Origin of the sequence: Exiguobacterium sp. s102 (assembly GCF_018618635.1) — a bacterium.
GTDB classification, from domain to species: domain Bacteria; phylum Bacillota; class Bacilli; order Exiguobacteriales; family Exiguobacteriaceae; genus Exiguobacterium_A; species Exiguobacterium_A oxidotolerans.
This window is the reverse complement of sequence record NZ_JACSML010000002.1, coordinates 1-26,028: the sequence shown is the minus strand read 5'-3', so window position 1 is coordinate 26,028 and position 26,028 is coordinate 1. Positions and strand designations below refer to the sequence as shown.

23 protein-coding genes, 15 tRNA genes and 2 rRNA genes are annotated in these 26,028 nt (G+C 45.1%); 10 read left to right on the top strand and 30 right to left on the bottom strand.

Features of this window, described 5'->3' with window-relative positions; translation table 11 throughout:
- Positions 1–11 precede the first annotated feature (11 nt).
- Complete coding sequence (locus tag KNQ02_RS05130) at positions 12–932, bottom strand: HD domain-containing protein (protein ID WP_029332810.1); 921 nt, start codon at positions 930–932, stop codon at positions 12–14.
- A 103-nt stretch (positions 933–1,035) separates the two neighbouring features.
- Between KNQ02_RS05130 and KNQ02_RS05125 the strand changes: the two genes are divergently transcribed.
- The 3 genes from KNQ02_RS05125 (at position 1,036) to KNQ02_RS05115 (ending at position 3,361) form a co-directional block, all read left to right on the top strand.
- Positions 1,036–1,941 (top strand): magnesium transporter CorA family protein, encoded by a 906-nt coding sequence (locus KNQ02_RS05125; protein WP_214807433.1) that lies wholly within the window; start codon positions 1,036–1,038, stop codon positions 1,939–1,941.
- 62 nt (positions 1,942–2,003) lie between these two features.
- A complete protein-coding gene (gene dinB / locus KNQ02_RS05120; RefSeq protein WP_251132114.1) occupies positions 2,004–3,083 on the top strand; it encodes a DNA polymerase IV in 1,080 nt (359 codons plus the stop codon).
- Between the two features lie 56 nt (positions 3,084–3,139).
- A complete protein-coding gene (locus KNQ02_RS05115; RefSeq protein ID WP_088836449.1) occupies positions 3,140–3,361 on the top strand; it encodes a YhzD family protein in 222 nt (73 codons plus the stop codon).
- Between the two features lie 135 nt (positions 3,362–3,496).
- On the opposite strand, the gene KNQ02_RS05110 is transcribed toward KNQ02_RS05115, so the two are convergent.
- Complete coding sequence (locus KNQ02_RS05110; RefSeq protein WP_029332804.1) at positions 3,497–3,874, bottom strand: YlbF/YmcA family competence regulator; 378 nt, start codon at positions 3,872–3,874, stop codon at positions 3,497–3,499.
- A 20-nt stretch (positions 3,875–3,894) separates the two neighbouring features.
- Positions 3,895–5,031, bottom strand: a complete 1,137-nt coding sequence (locus KNQ02_RS05105; protein WP_088836448.1) for a DUF445 domain-containing protein — start codon at positions 5,029–5,031, stop codon at positions 3,895–3,897.
- Between the two features lie 73 nt (positions 5,032–5,104).
- On the opposite strand from KNQ02_RS05105, the gene KNQ02_RS05100 reads away from it, so the two are divergent.
- The 5 genes from KNQ02_RS05100 (at position 5,105) to KNQ02_RS05080 (ending at position 9,061) form a co-directional block, all read left to right on the top strand.
- Positions 5,105–5,935: a helix-turn-helix domain-containing protein gene (locus KNQ02_RS05100; RefSeq protein WP_088836447.1), complete on the top strand. Its 831-nt coding sequence runs from the start codon at positions 5,105–5,107 to the stop codon at positions 5,933–5,935.
- Positions 5,936–6,054: 119 nt separating this feature from the next.
- Positions 6,055–7,161 (top strand): ABC transporter ATP-binding protein, encoded by a 1,107-nt coding sequence (locus KNQ02_RS05095; protein WP_029332801.1) that lies wholly within the window; start codon positions 6,055–6,057, stop codon positions 7,159–7,161.
- A 160-nt stretch (positions 7,162–7,321) separates the two neighbouring features.
- Positions 7,322–8,083 (top strand): transporter substrate-binding domain-containing protein, encoded by a 762-nt coding sequence (locus KNQ02_RS05090; RefSeq protein WP_088836446.1) that lies wholly within the window; start codon positions 7,322–7,324, stop codon positions 8,081–8,083.
- Positions 8,080–8,730, top strand: coding sequence for an amino acid ABC transporter permease (locus KNQ02_RS05085; RefSeq protein WP_088836445.1), 651 nt, complete (start codon positions 8,080–8,082; stop codon positions 8,728–8,730). Before KNQ02_RS05090 ends, KNQ02_RS05085 begins: the two co-directional genes overlap by 4 nt.
- Positions 8,731–8,872: 142 nt before the next feature.
- Complete coding sequence (locus KNQ02_RS05080; RefSeq protein WP_014969669.1) at positions 8,873–9,061, top strand: hypothetical protein; 189 nt, start codon at positions 8,873–8,875, stop codon at positions 9,059–9,061.
- 359 nt (positions 9,062–9,420) lie between these two features.
- Here KNQ02_RS05080 and KNQ02_RS05075 read toward each other — a convergent pair whose 3' ends face one another.
- Complete coding sequence (locus tag KNQ02_RS05075; protein WP_088836444.1) at positions 9,421–10,317, bottom strand: aldo/keto reductase; 897 nt, start codon at positions 10,315–10,317, stop codon at positions 9,421–9,423.
- Positions 10,318–10,464: 147 nt separating this feature from the next.
- Positions 10,465–12,201 (bottom strand): phospho-sugar mutase, encoded by a 1,737-nt coding sequence (locus KNQ02_RS05070; RefSeq protein WP_214767940.1) that lies wholly within the window; start codon positions 12,199–12,201, stop codon positions 10,465–10,467.
- A gap of 91 nt (positions 12,202–12,292) precedes the next feature.
- Here KNQ02_RS05070 and KNQ02_RS05065 point away from each other — a divergent pair, with 91 nt between their 5' ends.
- Positions 12,293–13,105: a sulfurtransferase gene (locus KNQ02_RS05065; RefSeq protein ID WP_239456828.1), complete on the top strand. Its 813-nt coding sequence runs from the start codon at positions 12,293–12,295 to the stop codon at positions 13,103–13,105.
- A gap of 38 nt (positions 13,106–13,143) precedes the next feature.
- Here the strand turns inward: KNQ02_RS05065 and KNQ02_RS05060 are convergent, their stop codons facing one another.
- The 4 genes from KNQ02_RS05060 to KNQ02_RS05045 are packed head-to-tail and all read right to left on the bottom strand — an operon-like array spanning position 13,144 to position 19,335.
- Positions 13,144–15,567, bottom strand: coding sequence for a glycogen/starch/alpha-glucan phosphorylase (locus KNQ02_RS05060; protein ID WP_214807431.1), 2,424 nt, complete (start codon positions 15,565–15,567; stop codon positions 13,144–13,146).
- A gap of 28 nt (positions 15,568–15,595) precedes the next feature.
- Positions 15,596–17,047 (bottom strand): glycogen synthase GlgA, encoded by a 1,452-nt coding sequence (glgA, locus tag KNQ02_RS05055; RefSeq protein ID WP_214807429.1) that lies wholly within the window; start codon positions 17,045–17,047, stop codon positions 15,596–15,598.
- A 13-nt stretch (positions 17,048–17,060) separates the two neighbouring features.
- Entirely contained in the window at positions 17,061–18,161 is a 1,101-nt protein-coding gene (glgD, locus tag KNQ02_RS05050) for a glucose-1-phosphate adenylyltransferase subunit GlgD (protein WP_029332793.1), read from the bottom strand.
- A 13-nt stretch (positions 18,162–18,174) separates the two neighbouring features.
- Positions 18,175–19,335, bottom strand: a complete 1,161-nt coding sequence (locus KNQ02_RS05045) for a glucose-1-phosphate adenylyltransferase (RefSeq protein WP_088836440.1) — start codon at positions 19,333–19,335, stop codon at positions 18,175–18,177.
- Between the two features lie 207 nt (positions 19,336–19,542).
- Here KNQ02_RS05045 and KNQ02_RS05040 point away from each other — a divergent pair, with 207 nt between their 5' ends.
- Positions 19,543–21,324, top strand: coding sequence for a transglycosylase domain-containing protein (locus KNQ02_RS05040; protein ID WP_088836439.1), 1,782 nt, complete (start codon positions 19,543–19,545; stop codon positions 21,322–21,324).
- A gap of 3 nt (positions 21,325–21,327) precedes the next feature.
- Here the strand turns inward: KNQ02_RS05040 and KNQ02_RS05035 are convergent, their stop codons facing one another.
- The 21 genes from KNQ02_RS05035 to KNQ02_RS04935 form a co-directional block, all read right to left on the bottom strand.
- Positions 21,328–21,894, bottom strand: coding sequence for a DUF5366 family protein (locus KNQ02_RS05035; RefSeq protein WP_029332790.1), 567 nt, complete (start codon positions 21,892–21,894; stop codon positions 21,328–21,330).
- Between the two features lie 246 nt (positions 21,895–22,140).
- Positions 22,141–22,614: a tRNA (uridine(34)/cytosine(34)/5-carboxymethylaminomethyluridine(34)-2'-O)-methyltransferase TrmL gene (gene trmL, locus KNQ02_RS05030; protein WP_029332789.1), complete on the bottom strand. Its 474-nt coding sequence runs from the start codon at positions 22,612–22,614 to the stop codon at positions 22,141–22,143.
- A complete protein-coding gene (locus KNQ02_RS15760) occupies positions 22,614–23,099 on the bottom strand; it encodes a methylated-DNA--[protein]-cysteine S-methyltransferase (RefSeq protein WP_088836437.1) in 486 nt (161 codons plus the stop codon). Before KNQ02_RS15760 ends, trmL begins: the two co-directional genes overlap by 1 nt.
- Entirely contained in the window at positions 23,089–24,234 is a 1,146-nt protein-coding gene (gene queG / locus KNQ02_RS05020) for a tRNA epoxyqueuosine(34) reductase QueG (RefSeq protein WP_214767949.1), read from the bottom strand. Before queG ends, KNQ02_RS15760 begins: the two co-directional genes overlap by 11 nt.
- Before the next feature lie 82 nt (positions 24,235–24,316).
- A tRNA-Gly gene (locus KNQ02_RS05015) sits at positions 24,317–24,387 on the bottom strand.
- 31 nt (positions 24,388–24,418) lie between these two features.
- Positions 24,419–24,489, bottom strand: a tRNA-Gly gene (locus KNQ02_RS05010).
- A gap of 4 nt (positions 24,490–24,493) precedes the next feature.
- A tRNA-Leu gene (locus KNQ02_RS05005) sits at positions 24,494–24,574 on the bottom strand.
- A gap of 35 nt (positions 24,575–24,609) precedes the next feature.
- Positions 24,610–24,683: transfer RNA gene (locus KNQ02_RS05000), tRNA-Cys, on the bottom strand.
- A 6-nt stretch (positions 24,684–24,689) separates the two neighbouring features.
- Positions 24,690–24,764, bottom strand: a tRNA-Gly gene (locus KNQ02_RS04995).
- A gap of 8 nt (positions 24,765–24,772) precedes the next feature.
- Positions 24,773–24,844, bottom strand: a tRNA-Gln gene (locus KNQ02_RS04990).
- Positions 24,845–24,854: 10 nt separating this feature from the next.
- Positions 24,855–24,927: transfer RNA gene (locus KNQ02_RS04985), tRNA-His, on the bottom strand.
- A gap of 9 nt (positions 24,928–24,936) precedes the next feature.
- A tRNA-Trp gene (locus tag KNQ02_RS04980) sits at positions 24,937–25,007 on the bottom strand.
- Between the two features lie 4 nt (positions 25,008–25,011).
- Positions 25,012–25,095 (bottom strand) — tRNA-Tyr (locus KNQ02_RS04975).
- A gap of 36 nt (positions 25,096–25,131) precedes the next feature.
- Positions 25,132–25,204, bottom strand: a tRNA-Phe gene (locus KNQ02_RS04970).
- Between the two features lie 7 nt (positions 25,205–25,211).
- Positions 25,212–25,287, bottom strand: a tRNA-Asp gene (locus tag KNQ02_RS04965).
- 7 nt (positions 25,288–25,294) lie between these two features.
- Positions 25,295–25,368, bottom strand: a tRNA-Met gene (locus KNQ02_RS04960).
- A gap of 10 nt (positions 25,369–25,378) precedes the next feature.
- Positions 25,379–25,453 (bottom strand) — tRNA-Glu (locus KNQ02_RS04955).
- Positions 25,454–25,486: 33 nt separating this feature from the next.
- A tRNA-Ser gene (locus tag KNQ02_RS04950) sits at positions 25,487–25,577 on the bottom strand.
- Between the two features lie 26 nt (positions 25,578–25,603).
- A tRNA-Asn gene (locus KNQ02_RS04945) sits at positions 25,604–25,678 on the bottom strand.
- Between the two features lie 6 nt (positions 25,679–25,684).
- A 5S ribosomal RNA gene (gene rrf, locus KNQ02_RS04940) occupies positions 25,685–25,800 on the bottom strand.
- Between the two features lie 93 nt (positions 25,801–25,893).
- A 23S ribosomal RNA gene (locus KNQ02_RS04935) occupies positions 25,894–26,028 on the bottom strand; the annotation flags it as partial.

The following is a 26,028-nucleotide window of genomic DNA, read 5'->3' as shown; positions in this document are numbered from 1 at the left end:
CCTACCGCTGATTATAATTTTGGTCGATAAAACGAACGGTTGTCGAGTGCAAACGAACGTTCAGAGAATTGTCCTGGTTCCACGTATTCAAGAAGACGATCCATCATCGTCATTCGTGCATCCAAGTTATCAATTAAAAATAACACTTCTGCTTCGCGCATTTGAGGTGCTACTGCCGATCCCCACTCAGGACGACCGTGATGACTGAGCACTAGATGTTGTAAGACCGTCAACACTTCAGCATCAATCTCGAGTTCTGCTCCGACTTTTTCAAGTTCTGCGACCATTAATGAAATATGACCGACAAGTTTTCCAGGAAGCGTATACTCTGGCGTGACAGGATCTGATAACTCTTTTATTTTTGCATAATCATGTAACACGACACCCGCTACGAGTAGATCGCGATTCAATGTCGGATAGAGCTTCGCGATTTGATCGGCAAGCTTCAGCATCGACAGTACGTGGTACGATAACCCTGAATAGAACGCATGGTGGTTCTTAACAGCCGCCGGATGCGTAAAGTAGGCATTAAAGTTTTTAGTGACAAGGTGTTTGACGATTTTTTTCATATCCGCTTGTTGAATCGACTCGATGTACTGGAGTACTTCTGTTTCGATTTGTTCCCGCGGGAGCGGTGCTGCCTGAATGTACTCTTCAACATTGGTCTCATCGAGTACCGTAATTTGTTTTAGTTTCAACTGTGTCCGGCCGCGATAATCCATCACTTCACCTGCCGCATGGACGATGAACTTAGGTGCATACTTTTCGACATCACTCGTATCCCACATCTTCGTCTCAATTTCACCTGTCTTATCTGCTAAAATCAATGTGAGATATGGTTTTCCGTTCGCCGCGATGCCTTTCATCGACTGCTTAATCATCACACGTTGATCAAGCATTTCTCCAACTGCCAGTTGTCCAATACCTTTCATTTCACAACACGTCCTTTATTTTAGAAGTTAATCGTATCTTTAATATTTTTCATTATGCTTACTGCAATTCACTTATTTATTCTACTATATGGGAGCCTTAAACATGAAATTCGATTCGCACTTTAACTGGTACCGCTACATGACTGTATCAGACTACGACCAACAACTAAATAACGAAGAGACCGTCAGTCCCTCAAAAATTGAGTGGGTTCGTCAGCTTCGTACAAAAGATGTCAACTTTACCCGAGCAGAACTCGGTGTCTTATACGGTTCAATCGTGACTTGGCAAAATCCTGACGACAAAAGCGACCGTCGCTTCATCTGCTATTACATCACGCCTACTGAACTCATCACGATCGGACTCTCTGAACATATTATGTCACTGACTGCACCGTTTGACTCAAAAACAGCTTTTGATGCCTTTTATGCGATTCTTTCGTTACAAATGAATACGTACTTTTCAGGCATCGATGACTTTGAAACGGAACTCTTTTCTCGACAAGATGAACTCCGGGGCAACATCAATGAGAATTCACTCGATAGCATCTTTGCCTTACGCGATACAATTGAGAACTGGTCCGACTTAATCGTCCCTTTTCAAGAATTGATTCTCGCAGGCCAAGAAGCCTTCGTTGCAGTCACTGATTTTGAACAACATCTTCCGTTTCGCCTTGCCAAACGACGTGTCGAGCGTTTATTGATGTTGATTGAACACTATCAAAAAGATATTGAGGTTCTGCTCGATTTATCGACGACCGTCTCGAACTTCAGGGGAAATGAAATCATGAAGGCCCTGACGATCTTCACGGCTGTTGCGACCCCGATGATGGCCCTCGGCGCGATTTGGGGCATGAACTTCAAGAACATGCCCGAACTTGACTGGAAATACGGTTACGCAGGTGCACTTACCCTGATCGTGATTACGACCGGCGGAATCTTTTATTGGATGAAATGGCGTGGATGGCTCGGAGCACTCGTTCGCATGCCTAAAAAACGGACAAAAAAATAGATATAAGAACATAAGTTCGTTATACTTAGTTTATCATATTTAGTTGGAGGAGGTGACTTTTGATGGGACGAAAAATCATTCATATCGATATGGACGCTTTTTACGCTTCTGTCGAACAACGCGATCGCCCTCACTTAAAGGGTGTTCCTGTCATCGTCGGTGGCCCTCCTCATGCACGTGGAGTCGTCGCGACTTGTTCCTATGAAGCACGGAAGTACGGTGTCCACAGCGCGATGCCATCTCGTCGTGCCTTTCAGCTCTGTCCGCGTGCCGTCTTCATCCGTCCCCGATTCGACGTCTATCGTGCAGTTAGTGCGCAAATCATGGAACTGTTTCTTGAAGTCACACCGCTTGTCGAACCATTATCACTCGATGAAGCGTACCTCGATGTGACGGAGAATAATTTAAATATGACGAGTGCGACCCACATCGCAGAGTATATCCTTGCTGAAATCAAACGCCGGACGGACTTGACGGCATCCGCTGGTGTCTCTAATTCGAAGCTCGTCGCAAAGATTGCTTCCGGTTATCAAAAACCGAACGGCTTAACCGTTCTCCCACCTGAGGAGGTACTTCCCTTTTTGTCTTCTTTACAAATCGGTGACTTGCATGGTGTTGGGAAAGTCACCGAGCAGACGCTTCGAAAACATGGATTTGAGACCGTCGCTGATATCCAACAGTCACCGGTCGAAGAACTCCGCGGGTTACTCGGTCGGGACCGTGGAACAGAATTGTATACGATGGCCCACGGTGAAGACGAACGTTTAGTCCGTCCCCACCGTGAGCGCAAATCGATTGGATCTGAAACGACCTTCGAAGAAGATACGGAAGATATTGATACGATTTTCGAAACCTTAAAGCGAGAGGCCCAATCTGTCGTCCGTAGTCTGCAACAAAAAGAACTCGTTTGTCGGACGGTCACCGTTAAGTGGAAAACAGAGACATTCCAATCACGTTCAAAACGTTTCACCTTTCTTGAAGAGACGAACGACGAAGATCGGTTACTCACGGTAACGACAAAATTATTTAATGAAATCGAATTCACGGGTCCGATTCGTTTAATCGGAATGAGTGTCAGTCATCTTGAAGTACCACCAAAGTCGAGACAATTAACGTGGCAAGATATTGACTCCTACTTGTAAAATGAATGACTATTCAGTACACTTGAATTAGTTATTTTATTAAAGGAGGAAGAGACATGCTCTATACACTTACTGTATTCGCGGACCGTGGAGAAACTTTACTCGATGATACGTTTGAATCACCTAACGATTCAGATGCAAGGGAGGAAGGGATCCGTCGTCTCAAAGAAGGAAAGTTCGAACATAAAGGCGCCCGCGTCACGCGTGCCGGTAAATTAATTCATTTCGAGCGTGCTTATTTACCTAAAATTGTGCCTGTTGCAGGCAGTTCAACATAAGTTCTTATTGAAATCAGAGTCATCTATGTACAAATTAAGAGGAACGCGACGAAAAAGAAAGAATCTTCTATTGTCTAATGCCACTTTGTCTACACACCGAGAGCCCCGGACATTGTCCGAGGCTCTGTTTACATCTTATTGCACGTCGTCTTGATTTTGCTCCATCATTGGCGCATAAAGTTCTTCGAGCGGCTTCATGATGATTTGAGTAACTTCCGTCAACATCGTATGCATCCGTTGTTCTTCTTGCATCAATTGACTGATGAGTGGATTGTTTTGAACTTCCAACATTTTTGCTTGAGCTGAAGCCATATCGTCAGGTGTGATTTCTTCACCTTCCATTTGCTTTTGTTGAAGCTCAAGTTGAACGTTACGGAATGAAGCAAACAGTTCATTCGATGCTGGATCAGCGTTCACTTGTGTGTATAAATCTTGTAATGTTGTGTACTCCGGAGTTTCTCGCAGTGCACGTTCGAGCGTATAGGCGTGGTCATACAAATTTGTTTCAGACATATTAAAACCCTCCAATTTAGTTAAGCAATCACGATGATTGCTTGTATCATCCCAATTAAACCACCTAACAGTCCTCCAAGCCAAGTGATAGCCCGGAATTCCTTCCGAGAAATCGATAAGACGATTTCTTCGAGATACTGTGTATCGAGTAGGTCGACCTCATCACGCACAATCGATTCGACGTCGAGTGTCGTCATGATTCGTTCTGCGTGTTTCACCGCTTGGTCAATCAACCGGTCGACAATCACCGGAACGAACTCGGTCCGCACTTTCTCATCAAACCGGCCGAGATAATGGTGTAATGGCTTATCCAACGTTTCTGTTAGTGGAATCCGGTTGATGATTTCCGATTTGACGCGTTCGATGACTTGTTTCTCTAACTCTTCATCAAGGAGTGTATGAATCGGACGTTCCATCACTTGTTCGATTTCTTTCTCGACCATTTCAGTAATGAACTGACGCGTCGACTCTCCTTGTAATACCCGTTTGATTTCAGGTTGAATCATCTCCACCAAATTGATATTCGCAAGTAACATCCCGAACATTCCGCCTCCAAGTTTTCCTTGGATGAATCCGGCGGCCGTCTCCTCTAATTTCATCTTCCCTTCTGGACTATCAAAATAAACATCCGTTTGTTTTAACAATGCATCTACGACGTCAGGGATTGCTTCCTTGACTTTTAAGACTCCGCCTTCGCCGATGACTTCTTGAATCGTTGAGTTTTTCAGATGAATCACGCCGTCCATCAATTCATGTTCAAGCGTCTGTTCGATTTTTTTTCGCAATTGTTCTTCCGGTTGATTGACGAAGCGGCCGATCACTTCTCGAATCGTGACGGTTGAGTGTACCCATTTCATGAGTTCGGTCGTGACAAGATTTGTAACGGCCTCGTGCATCGCAGGTTGTCGAAGGCGTTTCCCGATTCCTTCAGGGGTCACTAAATGCTTGACAACGGTCCGTCCGAGATTGGCTGCTAGTTCATCGCGCCGTTTCGGAATTAGACCTGGTGTAAAAGGAATCCGGTACTTTCCGATATATTTTGCTTCTAGCGGTCGAAATAACATACGAATCGCAAGATGGTTCGTGACTGCACCGATTGTTGCACCTAATACAATCATTCCGATGATTTTTAAGATGGTCATGAATTCGATTTGCATAGCTCATCGTTCCTTCCGAATTTAGTATTGTGGTAAAGTCTGAGTATCACTTTTTACGTAGGAGAGATGTAACGTGCTACAGCAATTGATTTCCTTATTCAAAGATCAGTTATCGACAGACCCCACGGTATATTGCATGGATAATTATAGCGTATATCAGTTAGCGGATGGGCTTCGTTTCGGAATCGAAAGTTCCGCGTTGTCCGGGCGTGAAATCGACTTATTGAATTTAATCGCAGAACGCGTCGTCGTTTCAGCATCAACCGATACAACTTACTGGCATCAGCGTCTGGAATTATCGAGCGCCGTCGAGCACGAACCCTTCCGGATGACCCATTTCTTATTCAATCAACTCGATGATCGGACGACTGAAGATCTCGAACAGCTATTGACTTCTTTTTTCGACTCCTCGAGCATCTTTGTCCCCTTGACGACGACTCGACTGCTTGTCATTGAACGAGATGAGTTAGTGAGCGAACATGATTTAAATGACTTATTCACAGCTTTACAATCTGATTTTCTAACAGATGGAAAAGTATTAATCGGTCAACGCCGAATAAATGGAGATATCGCAGTCCAGTTCCGTCTAGAACAAGCAGCCCTTAACCTGCTTCCGTTCCGTGTCGAACGTTTCTTACCTGCCCTCACACGACTCGCTCTTTTATCGGAAACGGTCCGTGACGAGCTGACAGATCGCTTCATTGCACCACTCGAACCTGAATCGCGTGAGACGATTGATGCTTTCTGTCGTGCCAATCTGAATGTATCGTTGACAGCAAAACACTTATTTCTTCATCGTAACAGCCTTCAGTACCGACTTGACCGGTTGACAGAACAGACAGAAATCGATATTCGATCGTTTGAAGGTGCCGCCTTTTTATATACCTTGTTACTTCTAGCATAGTGCCCAAATGAAAACGGTTGCATTTCGTCATCTTGTCCATGTTCAGTTGATCCCTTTTCTTCTATACTAAGGATTGTAAGCGTTACATTACCCGATCACACTACTAGGAGGATATACACATGGCAGATATTCGTCTTGAACATATTGATAAAATTTATTCCGGCTCAGCAAAGGCCGTTGACGACTTTAACCTTCACATCCAAGACAAAGAATTCATCGTTTTCGTCGGACCATCAGGTTGTGGTAAATCAACGACACTTCGGATGATCGCTGGACTCGAAGAAATCTCGGGTGGAGATTTCATCATCGATGGTAAACGGATGAATGACGTCGCACCGAAAGACCGTGATATCGCAATGGTTTTCCAAAACTATGCGCTGTATCCACATATGAACGTGTTTGATAACATGGCATTCGGACTCAAGCTACGTAAGTTCCCGAAAGACGAAATCAAACAGCGCGTCGACAATGCGGCACGTATCCTTGGACTTGAAGAGTACCTCGAACGGAAACCAAAAGCATTATCAGGTGGACAGCGTCAACGTGTTGCAATCGGCCGTGCCATCGTTCGTGATGCAAAAGTCTTCTTGATGGATGAACCCCTCTCGAACTTGGACGCAAAACTCCGTGTTCAGATGCGTAAAGAAATCATCCAACTTCATAAACGTCTCGAAACGACGACGATTTATGTTACCCATGACCAAACAGAAGCGATGACGCTTGCGACGCGTATCGTCATCATGAAAGCAGGTCTCATTCAGCAGGTCGGTTCTCCTAAAGAAGTATACGATCACCCGGACAACATGTTCGTCGCCGGATTCATCGGATCGCCTTCGATGAACTTCCTAACAGGCAAACTGGCTGACGATGGACTTTTCCACGTCACAGGGACAGAAGAGAAATTCGAAGTCCCTGAAGGCAAAATGAAAGTTCTCCGTGAACGCGGCTATACGAGCAAAGACCTCGTCCTCGGAATCCGTCCGGAAGACATTCATGCTGAATTGATTTATCAAGACACAAAAACAGCACACCGTTTCCCGGCACATATCGAAGTTTCCGAATTGATGGGTGCAGAATCGTATCTCTATTCCAAGGTAGGTAATCAAGCCTTCACAGCTCGTGTCGACTCACGCTCACACGTCGAGATGGGATCAGATCTCGACCTCTTCTTCGACATGACAAAAGCGCATTTCTTCGACGCTGCAACTGAAGCGACAATTCGTTAATTTCAACTGAATGTTTACTTTTCTAAGACTGTCCATTCGTGGGCAGTCTTTTTTATTGACAGACGTTCTTGTAACTTTGTATGATACTGCTTGTAGTCTTAAATTAATCCTATTCGAAAACTAGGAATTGAAATCATTTATTTTTAAAGGAGAGAGCGCTATGAAACACGGACTAAAGCTAGCAGTAGCAGCACTATCAACGGCGGGGGTGTTAGCAGCGTGCGGCGCTTCTAATGAAGAAGCAAGCAAAGACAGTAAGATGATTACGGTTGGTACTGAAGCGACATACCCACCATTTACGTATAAAGAAAAAGGCGAACTGACTGGTTATGACATCGATGTCATGAATGAAGTCGCTAAACGCGCCGGCTATAAAGTCGACTATAAAGCAATGGACTTTAAAGGATTGATTCCAGCACTTGATTCAGAACGTATCGATGTCATCGCGAACCAAATGGGTATCACGGATGAGCGGAAAGAAAAGTATGCATTTTCTGATGCATATACGGTATCCGGATCAACAATCATCGTCAATGAAAAAACGGACGACATCAAAACACTTGATGATTTAAAAGGTAAAGTCGTTGGTTCGACACAAGGTTCGCTTTATGCAAAGACAGCAGAAGATGCTGGCGCAAAAGTGAAGTATTATAAAGGTGCAAACCAAGTTTTAAAAGATCTTGAAGCAGGACGTGTTGATGCTGCGATGAACGATCGCTTGTTCGTTTTGACTGAACTCAAAAAAGCCGGTTATAAAGTGAAAGCAGTCGGAGAAACATTTGATAAAAATGAGTCTGGTTTCATGATGGCAAAAGATAGCAAGTATGCAGAGGACTTCAATGAAGCACTTGCAGAAATGAAAAAAGACGGTACACTTGCAGACATCGGTAAGAAATACTTTGACGAGGATATCAGTCAGTGACGGAATTGTTCACGATCGTTCGCGATAATGCGAACGTCTACGGAGAGGCGATTGGCATTACACTTCTTGCAAGTGGACTTGCCATCGTCTTTGCGCTTTTCCTCGGGTTGATTCTTGCCGTCATGCGTGACAGCCGCTTCACCGTCTTTAGCGGTTTCGCTCGATTGTATGTCTCGTTCTTCCGCGGAACACCTTTACTGTTACAGATTTTGATTTTATATAATGGTCTTGTCGCATTACAACTGACGGGCTTTCAGGCACTCGCTTTTGGATTATCACTGCACTTTTCCGCTTATATTTCGGAATCGTTCCGTGCCGCCATCGCTTCTGTCGATCGCGGGCAATGGGAAGCAGCTGATTCGCTCGGAATCCCGCGTCGGAAAACGTTCAAGGACGTCATCCTTCCTCAAGCATTATCACGCGCCATTCCGCCACTGTCGAATTCTGTCATCGATATCATTAAATCGACGTCACTCGGTACGCTTGTCGCTGTCGAAGAGTTAACGTATGTCTCGGATCAAATTTCTGCTACGACCTATCTCGTCATGCCACTTCTGCTGTTCTCAGCAGCGATTTACTGGATCATGTCGACGCTCGTACAGATGGTTCAACACCGCTTAGAAGTTCGCTTTAGCATCCCGAATTAAATGAAACCAACTTGGAATGGTCAGCACATTCCAAGTATTTTTTTGTTCTTTTTAAGGTTTAACACTAGGCAACACGGGAATAATCAAGTATACTAATAAAAAATCAGAATTATCTGATAACTTTAAAAGGAGCGTGGCCAAGATGAAACAAGTAATTGAAGCTTTCCGTAGACAAGATGCAGAACAGCGGATTCCAGTGCTACGCCTCGAGATTGATTATGAGCTCAGCACACTCTTTGATGCTATCCAAGTCAGTGACCAAGCTGCCGTAGTTGCCAGTAAAGAACGTCTAGATAAATACCGCCAGGAGATGCTTCGCCTAGAAGCGTGACCCTATAGATACCCATCTCAAATCCCCCTTGAGATGGGCTTTTTGTGCAAAAAAAATAGCCCGGAGGCTATTTTTAGGCTATGGCCAAACTCTAATGAAGGATTTATACCGATATGATCGTGTGTAACGCTTCCCTGTCTCGCCTCGTCTCAAAAGCGTCACTTTTCCGTTGACTCCTACGGGGAAAAGTGCGTTTTTAACGCACTGTCAGAGGTAGGCAAGACCCTGCTCGTTATCCGCTAGGATCAAGGAGCAACGGCTTGCCTCTCGCCCGAGGAATGCAACGGAACAGGGATAAGCTTTTATCTCACCCTATGTTACTTCGGCTAGACGCTGAAAATAGCCCGAAGGCTATTTTTTTAATCGACGTCACGTCCGCGAGACGCTTTCAAAATTTCGAACCACTGTTCACGTGACAATGTCAAACGCGTCGCATTGACCGCGGATTCAATCCGTTTGATTTTCCCTGAACCGACAATCGGCATGATGCGTGCCGGATGTTTCAAGAGCCACGCATAGGCGACTTCATCAATATCTGTCGCTCCGATTTGTTGTCCGATTTCTTCAAGCTTATCTCGTAAGACGCGATATTCTTCTTCTTTGAATAACCGTCCACCGGCGAGCGGACTCCATGCCATGACCGGCATCTCGTTTTCATGGCAAAGATCCACCGATCCATCTTCGAAATGTTTCAGTTCAGCAACTGAGAGTTCCAATTGATTCGTCACGAGCATGAACGGTAGACGTGATTGAATTAAACTTTGTTGAGCTGGCGTATGATTCGATAAACCGAACGTCCGAACTTTACCGGACTCTTTTAATTCAACAAACGCTTCGGCAATTTCGTTCGGGTCCATCAATGGATCCGGTCGGTGAATCAATAACGTATCAATGTATTCGACACCAAGTTCCTTTAATGAACGTGTCGCATTTTCAATGATATGTTCTTTTGTTGTATCGTAAAATGAAAGGTTTTGATCGGAATAGTAGTTCCCTTTCATCTTGATCCCCGTTTTCGTCACAATCTCCATTCGTTCACGTAATTCTGGTTTTAAGGCCAACGCTTCTCCGAACAAACCTTCATTCGTATAATCCCCGTAAATGTCCGCATGATCAAACGTCGTGATCCCAAGCGCTAAACATTGCTCAATCAAAGCAAGACGTTCTTCTGCCGTCATGTTCCACTCATTTAATCGCCATAATCCATGAATCACACGCGAAAATGACAATTCTTCTGTTAGTTGAATTCGTTCCATTCCAATTCATCCTTTCGATCTCGTACTTTTTCTGTCCCATTTAACTCTACAGGAAGTTGGTAACGGTTGCACGGATTTCGCTTTTCACAAAAAGGCACGAGATACCTGTCCGGTACTCGTGCCTTGATAATCATTTAGTCAACGGTCTTACTGAATTTGTTCCACTTCTTGCATCACTTCATCTTCAATCAGTTGACGTTTACGTGTCGTATCCGCCGCATCCGGTGAAGTTACACTGAAGTAAAACTTGATTTTCGGTTCCGTTCCTGATGGGCGGAGGCAGAACCATGAACCATCCTCAAGCGTGAACTTCAGCACGTTCGATTTCGGAAGATTGATTGGCGATGGTTTGTGTTGAATCAAGTCGTGCGCCATGCTCGCATCGTAATCTTCGAACAAGACCACTTTCTCTCCCGCCACTTGTTTGGGTGGGTTTTCACGGAACGTGTTCATGATTCGTCCAATTTGTTCCACTCCGTCCTTTCCTTTTAACGTCAGTGAACGTAACGACTCTTCGAAGTAACCGAACTGTTCGTAAATGGCTTGTAATGCCTCATACAACGTCCGTCCTTCTTTCTTATGGTACGCTGCCATCTCTGCTGCGAGTAAGCACGCCTGGACAGCATCCTTGTCGCGACAAAAATCGCCGATCAAATAACCGTAACTTTCTTCATAACCGAACAGGTATTCATATTCACCTGACGCATTATATTGTTTAATTTTTTCACCGATGAATTTAAAGCCCGTTAATGTGTTTTCGACATGCAGATTGTAATGACGGGCAATTAACGCACCGAGTTCTGATGTTACGATTGTTTTCGCGACAAAGCCGTTCGCCGGTAATGTACCTTGGGCTGATTTTTGCGACAGGATGTAGTCGAGTAACAATGCACCCGTTTGGTTTCCTGTCAGTACCGTCCATTCCCCACTTGCATCGCGCGTCGCTACACCGACGCGGTCTGCATCAGGATCTGTCGCGAGCAGTACATCCGCGTCGACCCGATTCCCGTATTCGATGGCAAGTTCAAACGCAGCGTGTTCTTCCGGGTTCGGTGACGAAACCGTTGGGAACGCCCCGTCCGGTTTTGCTTGTTCTTCAACGACCGTCACGTTTTCAAAACCGTAGTTCTTTAGTCCGACAGTAACAGGAACAAGACCTGTTCCGTGAAGTGGCGTGAACACAATTTTTAATGAATCTTGCAACTCGTCTTGAATCGCCGGTAAAACACGAATCGTTTTTAATTTTTCTTGATACGCATCATCGATTTGTTCTCCGACACGAACGATAAGTCCATTTGCCCGAAGGACTTCTTCTGCTTCTAACACGATCGATAGTTCATCTTCAACTTGATCGACATACGATACGAGTTCATCCGCTTCTTTTGGCGGCAATTGTCCACCGTCATTACCGTATACTTTGTAACCATTGTACTCAGGCGGGTTGTGGCTTGCCGTAATGACGATCCCCCCTGCAGCGCGAAGCTCACGTACAGCAAACGATAATTCTGGTGTCGGACGTAGTCCATCGAATAAATATGCTTTAATGCCATTGCTTGCAAGCGTTTTTGCTGCTTCTAAAGCAAACTCAGGCGAAAAGTGACGCGAGTCATGTGCAATGACGATTCCTTGCGTGACAGCTTCTTCCCCTGCCGCTTTAATAAAGTCTGCAAACCCTTGAGATGCTTTACGGACTGTGTAAACGTTCATCCGGTTCGTACCGACACCGATTTCTCCACGCATACCGCCAGTACCAAACTCAAGTTCTTTATAAAAAGCGTCCTCTGCCGCTTTATCATCTGCTGATAACGCGACGAGCTCTTCTTTCAATTCAGGCTCTAATTTTTCAAACTGATTCCACTTTTGATAGGTCTCTTTCCATGACATATTCATTCCACTCCTTTAATTTATCGAAGTCACACTTGCGATGAAGCGTCACCTTTCATATGATTAATCTAGAAAGGTCGAGGTGATTCAAATGTTTCCAACCATTCAAATGGCGGACTTACAACAACTCGTCCACTCGGATCAAATCCGTTGGTTCGATTGCCGCTACGATTTACGTGATCCGAATTATGGTCGTCTAGCTTTTGAGGACCAACATGTGCCTGGTGCACTGTATCTAGATTTAGCAAATGATTTATCAGGACCCGTATCCTCTACGGGCGGGCGTCATCCTTTACCGTCGAAAGAAAAATGGATTCAAACGCTAGAAGCGCACGGCATTAAAAATGATGACTTCGTCGTCTTATATGATGATGGTTTTCCTTATGCAGCACGCGCATGGTGGCTTTTCAAATGGGCCGGTCATGAACGCGTCGTCGTACTCGAAGGCGGCCTCTCCTCTTACCTTGCGTTTGACTATCCGATGACACAAGATTTGGAATCCTTCGCGCCTTCTACATACGACGCTGAGTTCCAAGATGACATGCTCGTCGATTTTGAGACAGTCAAAGGACGTTCGACGGATACGCTACTCGTCGACTCTCGTTCCCCTGACAGATTCAAGGGTCAGAACGAAACGATTGATGCTGTAGCTGGTCACATTCCCGGTGCTGTCAATTGTTTCTTCGAAGAAGCGATTTCACCCGACGGAAGACTGAAAGATGCAGAAGATTTAAAGGAGCTTTATGCTCCGTTACTTGAAGAAGCATCTCCGATCCTCTATTGTGGTAGCGGTGTGACAGCTTGCGTCAACATACTCGCATTACACTCGCTCGGTAAAAATGATGTTCGGCTATACGCTGGTTCTTATAGCGACTGGATTAGTCAAACGAACGATATTTCATAATTTTTAAAAGCCTGATTAGATCAGGCTTTTTCTTATGATCAAACTTGAACCGGCTTGATGTTCCAAATCGCGTTCGCATATTCTTTAATCGTCCGGTCACTCGAGAAGACACCTGATTTTCCAATGTTCATAATAACCATCTGGTACCACTTCTCAGGGTTTTGATACGTCCGGTCGATTCGTTCTTGTGCCTGCTGATACGACTGGAAGTCTTTTAAAATCAAGTACTCATCGTTATACGTGATGAGCGAGTCATAAATCGCTTGAAACTCCCCAACCGGGAATAATGAACCATCAACTAAGCTATCGACGATTCTCCGTAACTCCGGTTGTGAACTGTATTGGTCGTATGCATTATAGCCACCGTACTTTTTATAGTTCATGACCTCTTGCGGTGTAAGTCCGAAAATAAAGATATTTGCATCCTCGACCTCGTCCCGAATCTCAATGTTCGCTCCGTCAAGTGTCCCGATTGTCAAGGCCCCGTTCATCATGAACTTCATGTTTCCTGTACCAGACGCTTCATAACTCGCCGTCGAGATCTGCTCACTGACATCACTCGCCGGGAAGATTTTTTCAGCAAGCGAAACACGATAGTTTTCTAAGAACACGACTTTCATGTAAGGGCTGACTTCCGCATCAGAATTAATCAATTTTGCGAGTGCATTGATGTAACGAATGACTTCTTTCGCATAATGATACCCCGGAGCTGCTTTTGCTCCGAAAATAAAGGTCCGTGGTGTCATCTTGAAGGATTTATCTTCTTTTAGACGGTAATACAACGAATGGATATGCAAAGCATTAAGTAACTGGCGTTTATAGACATGGAGACGCTTGACTTGCACATCAAAAATCGAATATGGATCGACAGTAATGCCTGTCTCCGCTTCAATCAATCGAGCAAGTTCCTGTTTATTTTCAAGCTTAATTTGTTTGATATCCTGTTGGAGTTGACGATCTTCCGACCATTTCGTCAACTTTTGCAAGTCTGACGGATGATTGATCCAGCTATCTCCAATCGCTTCCGTCACACGGTTCGCGAGTTGCGGGTTCGATAACAAGAACCAGCGACGATGCGTAATCCCGTTCGTTTTATTGTTGAAACGAAGTGGGAACATCTCGTAAAACAGACGCATCTCCCGTTGTTTCAGGATTTCAGTATGAATCTGTGCGACGCCGTTCGTCGAATGTGTCCCGACAACTGCTAAGTTCGCCATGTTGATCCGTCCATCGGCGATGATGGCGATTTCTTGCATGTGTGAAGCAAGGTGTGGATAGTTATCAAGGACGTCCTGACAGAAGCGACGATTAATTTCCTCGATGATTTGATAAATCCGCGGTAATAAATTTCTAAATAAGTCGACCGGCCAGCGCTCGAGCGCTTCGGCGAGCAATGTATGGTTCGTAAACGACATGACACTCTTCGTGATGCGCCACGCTTCTTCCCACTCATAGCCTTCCTCATCAATTAGAATCCGCATCAGTTCTGGAATCGCGACGACTGGGTGTGTGTCGTTGATATGAATCGCGATTTGATTTCCGAGCTGTTTAAACGATGCATTTCGTTTTTTGTGAGACAAGAGAATACTCCGTAAGCCGGCGGCAACAAAGAAATATTGTTGCTTCAAACGTAGGACTTTCCCTTCGTACGTCGTATCGTCCGGATAAAGAAACTCTGAAATCGTTTGAATCGATTGTTTATGTGCAAGTAAATCTTTATAGTTCCCGCTGTGCTGGTGCAACAGTTCATCATCATCATATGGAGATTCTGCGCTCCAAAGACGCAAGTTATTGACGACACCATTTTGATAGCCGACGATTGGCATATCATACGGGACGGCCCGGACAATTTCAGCTGGTTCATGATGGACACGGTACCCGCCGTCTATTTCCTCGAGCCAGACGTGTCCACCGAACGGAATATCGACTGCCTTATCGGGACGACGTATCTCCCACATGTTTCCGTTTTTGAGCCAGTTATCCGGGAGTTCGACTTGATAGCCGTCGATGATTTTTTGTTTAAATAAACCATACTGGTATCGAATTCCGTTCCCGTGTCCAGGTAGACCGAGAGCTGCCAACGAGTCTAAGAAACATGCTGCTAATCGTCCGAGCCCTCCGTTACCAAGTCCTGGTTCCGGCTCTTCTTCCGTCAAGTCTGCTAGGTCGTAGCCAAGTTCCTCTAATCCCTCGCGAACTTCCTCGAGTACGTCTAAGCTCAGCAAGTTGTTGTACAGAAAACGTCCGAGCAAAAATTCGAGCGAGAAATAGTAGACTTGCTTACTCTTTTTATGGATATAGGTTTCCTTCGTGTGCATCCAATCTGATGTGACATATTCCCGGACCATGTAGGCGAGTGTTTGATACACATCATTCTCTGTTGCTTCACTCAGTGCTTTTCCGTGCATCGACACAAACCGCTCATTAAACCTCTTCTTGAACTTCTCTTTATCTTTAAACATGCCAAAACCTCATTTCTCTTAATCCCAATCAGTCAACAGATGGTGCGATGAGATGATAGAGTGCTAAATATTCATCGGCTGAGCGAATCCAGCTAAAATCTTCTTCCATTGCTGTCTCAATCAGATGCTTAAAGACTGGTTTATCTTGATAGGTATCAATCGTTCGCTTGATCGCGTCAAGGAAGTCATGTGCATTATAATTCGAGAACGAGAAGCCATTTCCCTCTAATGTAAATTGATTGAATGGTGTCACCGTGTCTCGCAAACCACCTGTTTCACGGACGACAGGTAAAGAACCATACTTCATCGAAATCAATTGACTGAGTCCACACGGTTCAAAGCGTGACGGCATCAAGAACGCGTCGCTCCCTGCATAAATACGTTGAGCGAGTCCGACGTCAAAGCCGATGTATGAAGCCACTTTATCCGGACGAATTGTTGTCGCATGGTGGAACAAGCCCTCGTATTCCGCCTCACCTGACCCGAGAATGATAAACTGCGCGTCGAGTTCGAATAAATCAGGTAAAATGTGCGCAAGTAAATCAATTCCTTTTTGGTCGACAAGACGCGACACGAATCCGAAAAGTGGAACATCCGGATTGACCGGTAAACCCAATTCTTTTTGCAATGCTTCTTTATTTACTGCTTTTCCTTCTTCAGCCGTCTCAACATCATAATTCTCGACAAGATGCTCGTCTGTTTCCGGATTGAATTGACGGTAGTCAATTCCGTTTAAAATCCCACGAACATCGACTGCCCGGTGTTGCAAGATGGATTCTAGACTCTCACCATAGTACGGGTCCATGATTTCATCCCGATACGATGGGCTGACCGTCGTAATTTGATTGGCGTGAACAAGTCCCGCTTTCATATAGTTGACGAGACCGTTATGCGCAAGTCCATCCATCGTAAAGTGTTCATGACTGAGGCCAAGTAAATCGCCAAGAACTTCTTCCGGGAAAATACCTTGGTACTGCAAATTATGAATCGTAAAGACCGTTTTGATGTCTTGATAACGCTCAAGGTGTTGGTAATGAATTCGTAAGAAAGCTGGAATGACACCGGTCTGCCAATCATGACAATGAATGACATCTGGTACTTCCGCACGATCAAGGTGTTGAATCATCTCGAGCACCGCCCGGGAAAAGTATGCGAAACGCTCCGCATCGTCGTAATGACCATAAATAATCCCATCTCGATTAAAGTAATATTCATTATCGATGAAATAAAATGTGACACCATCCTGTTTCAGACGTAGGACGGCACCAAACTGTTGCCGCCAGCCGACGGGTACGATGAAATCGAATAAAAATTCCATTTCCGACTTGAACTGTTCTTTAATTTGACCATAGTTCGGTAAGACAACGGATACTTCCGCACCCTCTTCAGCAAGCGCTAAAGGGAGCGAGCCGACGACGTCAGCTAGCCCCCCCGTCTTGATGAAGGGTGTCGCTTCTGTGGCAGCAAACCATACCTTCATGATGACATCCCCTTTAAACGATTGTTTGTTTTTTGATGACGATCGGTTCTTCCGCCGTTCCACGAATCACTTGTCCACGTTTGACAGTGACTTCTTTATCGAGAATCGCGTATTCGACGACTGCACCTTCTTCGATGACCGATTTTTGCATGATGATTGAATTTTTAACACGAGCATGTTTCCCGACTTTCACACCCCGGAATAAGATGCTGTCTTTCGCTGTTCCTTCTAATTTACATCCATTCGCGACGAGCGAGTTCTTGATCGTCGAGCCTGGGAGATAACGTGTCGGTGGTTCATGCTTAATCTTCGTGTAGACATGTTGGAAATCATTGATTGCTCCCCACTGCTCGAGCAATAGCATGCTCTCACGGTAATACGAGCGTAGTGAGTGGATGACTTGTGATGTGCCCTGATACTCGTACCCATGAACATGCAGACGGTTCAACTGCGAGCGAATGATGCTTTGAAGCAAATCATATTCGCCACGACCGACTGCTTCGTCAACGAGACGGACGAACAGGTTTTTCGATAGGACGACTGTTTCCATATAGAATGTTTCGTCAGACGGTTCAAAACCGCGCGAACCAATCGCTGTCACTCGATTTTGATCACCAAAACGAATCGGACGGCAATATTTACATGGCAAGTCACGCTTCGTATAGACGACTGTGATGTCAGCATTCGATTCTTTATGTTCACGCAAGACATCGCGATAATCTACTGCCGATAACACATTCGAACCCGAAATCACGAGGTAGTTTTCTTTACTACGCAAGAAGAAGTCGCGGTGTAAATGGAAGTTTGATAAATCGCCCCGGAATTCATGGGCATCTTGTGATAATGCCGGTGGGAAGATATAGAGTCCCCCGTTCGAACGGTCAAGATCCCACTCTTTTCCCGACCCAAGGTGGTCCATCATCGCTCGGTACTTTTCAAGCGTAAAGACACCAATGTTGGCGATTTCATTTTGTACCATGTTCGTCAACGTGAAATCAATCAACCGATACCGTCCGGCGAACGGAACCGCGGCTAAATTTCGATGCTCCGTCAGTTCTTTAAAGAATCCTTCTTCTCCACTTAAATTAATGACACCCAATAGATCTGCTTTCATCGGTAGTTCCCCCTTATTGAATCGCTTCTTTTACGACTTCATTTTTCTTGATGACACTATTTGCCTCGATGACGAACACTTCGCCGCCCGGTGTACCGATTGTTGCGCCGTCTTCGACGACGACGCCGTCCGCTAAAATCGCACGATGAATCGTGACATCTTTTCCGATTTTGACATTCGGGAAAATGACCGAATCTTTCACGAGTGCACCTTCCGCGACATCAACGCCGTAGAAGAGAACGGAATGGTTGATTTCACCTTCAATGTGACAGCCTTCATTGATGATTGACGTTTCAATCGTCGCATTGTTTCCGATGTACTGTGGTTGTTGATTCGGGTTAACGGAATGTACTTTCCACGATGGTTCATACAAGTCGAACTCTGGTTCCGCTTCAAGTAAATCCATATTCGCTTCCCATAACGACTGGATTGTCCCAACATCTTTCCAATATCCTTTAAATTTGTACGCGCGAATATTTAAGTTTTCAAACAACATATTCGGAATAATGTTTTTCCCGAAGTCAAAGCTTGACTCGGCATCCCCGGCGTCTTGAATAAGGTGACGTTTTAAAATATCCCAGTTGAAGACGTATATGCCCATTGAGGCTAAGTTCGATTTTGGATTTTCAGGTTTTTCTTCAAACTCATTGATCCGTAAATCATCATCTGTGTTTAAGATTCCAAAACGTGGTGCTTCTTCCCACGGCACTTCACGGACTGAAATCGTTACATCTGCCCCACCTTGACGATGCTCTTCAATCATCTTCTCATAATCCATCTTATAGATATGGTCTCCAGATAGGACAAGGACATAGTTTGGATCGTATTGATTGATGTAACTCATGTTCCGATAAATCGCGTTGGCCGTTCCTTCATACCAGTTCTTTCCGTTTTGGGCTTGATATGGAGGCAAGATCGTTAATCCCCCGTTTCGACGGTCTAAGTCCCAGGCACTCCCGATTCCGAGATAACGGTTCAATTCTAGTGGTTCATATTGCGTTAAGACACCGACTGTATCGATTCCCGAGTTCGTACAGTTCGATAATGGGAAATCAATGATTCGATATTTCCCTCCGAACGCAACTGCTGGTTTTGCAGTGTGTTTCGTAAGTGCTCCTAGACGTTTTCCTTCTCCACCAGCAAGTAGCATTGCCACAACATTCTTTTTAGCCATTTCGTCCCCTCCAGTTTATGCTCTTTCTTTACAGTCAGACCATGATGTAGTTTTTATACAGATACTCTTATATACCCACCTTTTCTCTTTTTAATATAACATTCCTGCAAAATAGGTTTATTAAAATACGAAATTCAGAAAAAAATCTATTCCTTTGCTTAAAAGAGACCGATAATAAGAAGGAAATGTCTTTTGAGAGGAGTTTTCATGAGAATTACGACTGGCTACCTTTTATTAATTGGACTTACTATCGGTTTACTTTTGACGTTGTTTTCCGTTCGCGACCAACTCGAGACGTCCCGCAAACTTTTCCATTGGGCAGATGTACAGACGACCCGTCAACCATTGACGTCGTACAAACCGATCACTGTCACATACGGCAAAGAGAAGGTAAAGTTGTACGATGGACTTCGCCGTGATGATTTAACAGCAAATGCGTTACCTAAAAAGGTCGAACAAACCTTCATCGCTATCGAAGATCAACGTTTCTATCAGCATGGTGGTTATGATATTACAGGAATTCTTCGCGCATTCACTGAAAATCAATCGACTGACCAAAAAGGGCAAGGTGGCAGTACGATTACACAACAATTGGCTCGAATGACGTATCTTTCAAATGAAAAAACATATACTAGAAAAATAAAAGAACTTTTAATCGCCATTTCATTGGAGCAAAAATACTCCAAAAAAGAACTCTTAACGGCATATGTCAATCAAGCCTATTTCGCAAATAATATTTATGGAATCGAACTGGCATCATCGGCGTACCTCGGAAAAAAGGCGAACGATTTGACGTGGGCAGAAGTGAGTTATCTAGCGGCGATTCCAAACAACCCCACACTATACGATCCGTTACGTTCACCTCAAAATACAGAAAAACGTCAACAGCGGATTTTAAAAATTTTAGCAAATACAGACACGATACCAAAATCGATTAAAACAAAAGAAATTGCATTGTCCTTCAATAAGCCGGTCATCCCATTCCCTGACTATATTGATGCAAGTGTCAAGGAAGCAATCCGTCAAACGGCCGCCATCAAAAAATTAGATTATGAGGCCGCACAACAATATCTGCATCAACATGGCGCGACGATTGCGACTTATTTGGATTCAACGGAGCAAACACGGGCCAAACAATCCATCGTGGCACTACCTAAGGAAATCGAAGGTGCTTATGTTGGAATTGATGGACGAACGCATGGTGTGACAGCACTTGTCGGCCATAAAACTGACTTACCTGGTCAATTCAATCGGGCAACACAATCCTTTCGTCAACCGGGATCCACATTAAAGCCCTTACTCGTCTATGGACCATACCTCGAGAAAACAAAAGCCACGTTAAGTAGTCCTCTTGACGGTCGTCCTGTTTGCTTTGACGGCTATTGTCCTGAAAATAGCGGGAACCGGATTCTTGGTGAAGTCACACTTGCCGATGCCATTGCCTATTCCTATAACACGCCAGCCCTTCGTGCGTTTTCTGTCTCCTTCGCTGAAGGATTAAAAGCGATTCGTCCGTTTAAATTCAGCCAATGGTCGAAGCAAGACAATGCCTACACGAGTGCGTTAGGTGGATTAAAATATGGTGTTAGTCCTTACGAGTTAACGAATGCCTATACAACGTTTGTTAATGACGGCTTGTATAGTCCAGCATCCATGGTTCGAACCATCACCTTATCGAAAGGCGAAGGGACGCTGTATCGGCATACTGTTCAAAATAATCGCATTTGGTCGAGTCGGACAAACCAGGTGTTACGTAAAGGATTGACGAATGTCATGACATACGGAACAGGGCGTCTTGGTTATGATGCACGCCCCACTTATATCGGTGGAAAAACAGGGACGACGAATGATAATAAAGATATGTGGTTCGTCGGAATCAAAGATCAACACATAGGAGGGATTTGGTTAGGCGCAGACATCCCACGACCTTTCCCTGCCGAGGCCAACTCAACGCTTCAAGTAAGGACGTGGGCTAACATTCTACGCTGACGATCATTTCGGGAATAAAATCGCTTCGCCTAACGAATTGAACAAAGTCAATCCGACCCAGGCTAAGCCAGCCAGTAAGATGCCCCATGCAAGAAACAAAAAGACAATCAAGCCAATCGCTCCGGCCGCAGTCGTCATCTTGCTGATTTGAAAGGTATAAAAGAAAAAATAAATTAGGAATGAACTTGCTAATACGAGGCAGACGAGTGGGAACGATGTCATGAAAGCAAAGCTGATGCATCCACCTACGAGCAATAAAATGCTACCAGGTCGAAGCATACTGAGTGTCGTCCCAATCTGTTCCTTGATGAAGAAGGCAAACCCTAACTGATTGATTGTGTCTGAAATCAGTTTGAGCGTACTAAAAATCATAAAATAGACAATCAAAAAACCAAGCCAAACTAATAATTTAGTGTCACGTGCGCTCAAAATTTGTAACAATTCATTGTATACACCGACATCCTTTAGCCATGAGAGTGCTAACTCCGATGTCGCAATCGCAAGCGACGTACTGAACAACAGGATGCTAATCAACGGCGCATAACTTAACAGATAGACATTCGTCCGCATTTCCAATCTCCATTCATAGAAAATTCATATGTAGCACACAATTTCTCTTACAGGTATACTATAATAGATTATATCGGTTATTGAGACTGAAGGGGGAAGCAAAAATGGCATTTATTTTAATGATTGGTGTAAGTCTCGCTTTCTTGACAGCGATTTTCACTGCAGGCTACAACAAAAAACCTGAAGGTAACGAATAATAAAAAGGCGCTGATGCATCGAATAGGATGCGTCAGCGCTTTTTTGTGTTTAAAGTAGTCCAGCGTACCCTTGCTGCCGTAATGCTTCATACACGATAATTGCAGCCGTATTTGAGACATTTAGCGAACGAACTAAATTTGACTGCGGTAATCGAATACAACGATCTGCATTTTGGTCGATCACTTCAAGCGGTAAGCCTTTTGTTTCTCGACCGAATACAAAGAAGTAGTCTTCCTCGACATTTGACAAATCAATTTGACTTGGATACTGTTCCCCATACTTCGTGATGTAATAAAACTTCCCTTCCGGGTGCTTCTCCCATAATTCTTCGAGTGAATCATGATATCTTACATCAACAAACTCCCAATAATCGAGTCCGGCTCGTTTCAACTGCTTATCATCCGTTGAAAAACCTAATGGACGGATTAAATGAAGAACGGAATGTGTCGCAGCACACGTTCTTGAGATATTTCCTGTATTTTGAGGAATCTCTGGTTGATACATTACAACATGAATTGCCATTATCTTCTCTCTCCTATCTCATGCGCAAGTAGCGCTTGTTTATGATCGATTCCACTCGCAAACCCCGTCAACTTTCCGGATGCCCCGATGATTCGATGACAAGGATAAATCAGCGCGATCGGGTTTCGATTTAATGCCCCACCGACGGCTCGCGCTGCTTTTTCGGAACCCATCATTTTAGCTAATGTTCCATAACTCGCTGTTTCTCCGAATGGAATCCTTCGAAGATTCGTAAGAACACGCCGCTGAAAATCCGTCACGTCGAGGCGGCAACTAATGCGTTCTAGCGCATTTGGTAGACGATTTTCATAATCATCGAGAGCTTGTTTTAGATGCAGTGGAAGTGGCGCTTCGTACCGCTGTCCTTCTCGAACATATCGTTTAGCGCGCTCAGTATCAAGACCAAAATCTAAATAAACAACGACGTCGTCCTCCCAGGCAATCAGTAACTCTCCGAACGTGAACTTCACTTGTTTATACGGCATCGGGTTCCCTCCACTCCGACAAAAGACGCTCACCTTCCGTTTGGACATCCTGTGCGGAATCATTCATTAGTCGTTCTTCTACGTAACTTTTTTCATCGCCCCCCGCAATACGGCCAATCGCCCAGAGCGCGAGAGCCCGCATATCATCACGTGGATCTGTTTCTGCCATCAAGCGCAGAGCATCAAGCGCTGTCTTGTCTTGATAATGGACGAGTGCACAAATCGCATTTCGTTGAATCGGCTTCTTTCCACGCCATGCTCCTGAAAGCGAACCGAATTTCGCTTTGAATTCACGATTGCTGAGCGACAAGATTGGAATTAAGAGTGGTTTGACTTGTTCCGGGTCCGGCTGCAATTCAGCATGTTGCGTCGCATGTTTTTTTCGATTGTAAGGACAAACTTGCTGACATGTATCACAGCCGTATAAGCGATTACCTAATGCGTAACGGAAATCTTCCGGAATCAGCGTCTTCGTTTGGGTAATAAAGGAGATACAACGTTTCGCATCAATTACCCCCGGCTCGACTAATGCATCCGTCGGACAGGCATCGATGCACTTATTACACGTTCCGCAGAGTTCTTCAACCGCTTGATCAGGAGGTAAGTAAAGATCTGTAATCAATTCACCGAGATAAAGATAAGATCCATGTTCTTCGCTAATGATCGAACAATTCTTTCCGCTAAAACCAATTCCTGCCCGTTCTGCGACGGCGCGATCGACGAGTTCACCAGTATCCACCATCGAACGTGTCTTTGCTCCAGGCGATAACTCTTCGATTTTTTTCTCTAGTAGCTGGAGTCGTTGATTCAGCGCCTGATGATAATCAAGCCCCCAAGAAGAGCGACCAAAAATCCCACGCCGTTCCCCGGCTTTCCCACGTGGTGCATCCGTTAACTTACTCGGGTAAGCAACTGCAATCGCGATGATTGATACCGCGTCATCTAGCAACAGTTTCGGAGTTGTCCGTTTTTCGAGATCAGGTTCTTCAAAACCAGATGCATAATTTTTATCCTGCTGATCAATCAATCGTTGTTTCATCGTTAAAAATGGATCGGCCGTCGTCACCCGAAACACATCGATCCCAATCTCTAAAGCATATGCTTGAAGTGTTTCTTTAAGTTGTTCTCCGCGCATGACAGATCCCTCCTTTCATCGTTCTATCCTAAACAAAAAGAGCAATGTGTCAGATGAAAACGACACGTTGCTCTTTTAAATAAGCGGGTGAAGGGAATCGAACCCTCATCATCAGCTTGGAAGGCTGAGGTTTTACCACTAAACTACACCCGCATGGGTTAAAACTAAGATTGTGAAAAGGTAAAGCGGGTGAAGGGAATCGAACCCTCATCATCAGCTTGGAAGGCTGAGGTTTTACCACTAAACTACACCCGCAAGATACCGGTGGTCGGAATCGAACCGACACTCCAAAGGAACACGATTTTGAGTCGTGCGCGTCTACCAGTTCCGCCACACCGGCACAATCTCTTGCAAAACTATTGAATTGAAAAGAATTGGAGGCGCCAGTCAGAATCGAACTGACGATAGAGGAGTTGCAGTCCTCTGCCTTACCACTTGGCTATGGCGCCACTCGTTGGAGCGGAAGACGGGATTCGAACCCGCGACCCCGACCTTGGCAAGGTCGTATTCTACCACTGAACTACTTCCGCTTAAAAAGCTGGGCTGGAAGGGATCGAACCTTCGCGTGCTGGAATCAAAATCCAGTGCCTTACCACTTGGCTACAGCCCAATAATAAGAGGGCGACTGATGGGAATTGAACCCACGAATGCCGGAATCACAATCCGGTGCGTTAACCACTTCGCCACAATCGCCATAATAAACAGGGGCAGCAGGAATCGAACCCGCGCTGACGGTTTTGGAGACCGTAGTTCTACCGCTAAACTATGCCCCTATGGTGGTGGGGGGGGGCGGATTCGAACCGCCGAACCCGAGGGAGCGGATTTACAGTCCGCCGCGTTTAGCCACTTCGCTACCCCCCCACAAATGGGAAATCAACTTCATTCTTCTATAAAAGGTGGCTTTGGACGGAATCGAACCGCCGACACGAGGATTTTCAGTCCTCTGCTCTACCGACTGAGCTACAAAGCCTTAACAATGGCGGTCCTGACGGGATTCGAACCCGCGATCTCCTGCGTGACAGGCAGGCATGTTAACCGCTACACCACAGGACCGTATGTATTGCGGGGGCCGGATTTGAACCGACGACCTTTGGGTTATGAGCCCAACGAGCTACCAGACTGCTCCACCCCGCGATGATAAAAATGGTGACCCGTACGGGAATCGAACCCGTGTTACCGCCGTGAAAGGGCGGTGTCTTAACCGCTTGACCAACGGGCCATCGTAGTAAAATTGAAACGTTACATATAATTATGGCGGAGAGCAAGGGATTCGAACCCTTGAGACGCTTATGACGCCTACACGATTTCCAATCGTGCTCCTTCGGCCACTCGGACAGCTCTCCAGTGAACGTGGTGAAGAAGTTATTAATGGCTCCGCAAGTAGGATTTGAACCTACGACCTACCGGTTAACAGCCGGTTGCTCTACCACTGAGCTATTGCGGAACGATCGCCTGGCAGCGTCCTATCCTCACAGGGGGAAGCCCCCAACTACTTTCGGCGTTCAAGTGCTTAACTTCCGTGTTCGGCATGGGAACGGGTGTGACCACTTGGCTATCGCCACCAGACATCTATTATCTTAACATTATGTTTCCATAACGTCAAGCACTTTTTTTGAAAGGCTCGCGCCCTCAAAACTGAAGTCATCAACAATCATCTGCTAGAACAAGGCCTCGACCGATTAGTATCACTCAGCTCCGCATGTCGCCATGCTTCCACCCGTGACCTATCTACCTCATCGTCTCTGAGGGGTCTTTCTTGATTACTCAAAGGGAAATCTCATCTTGGAGGGGGCT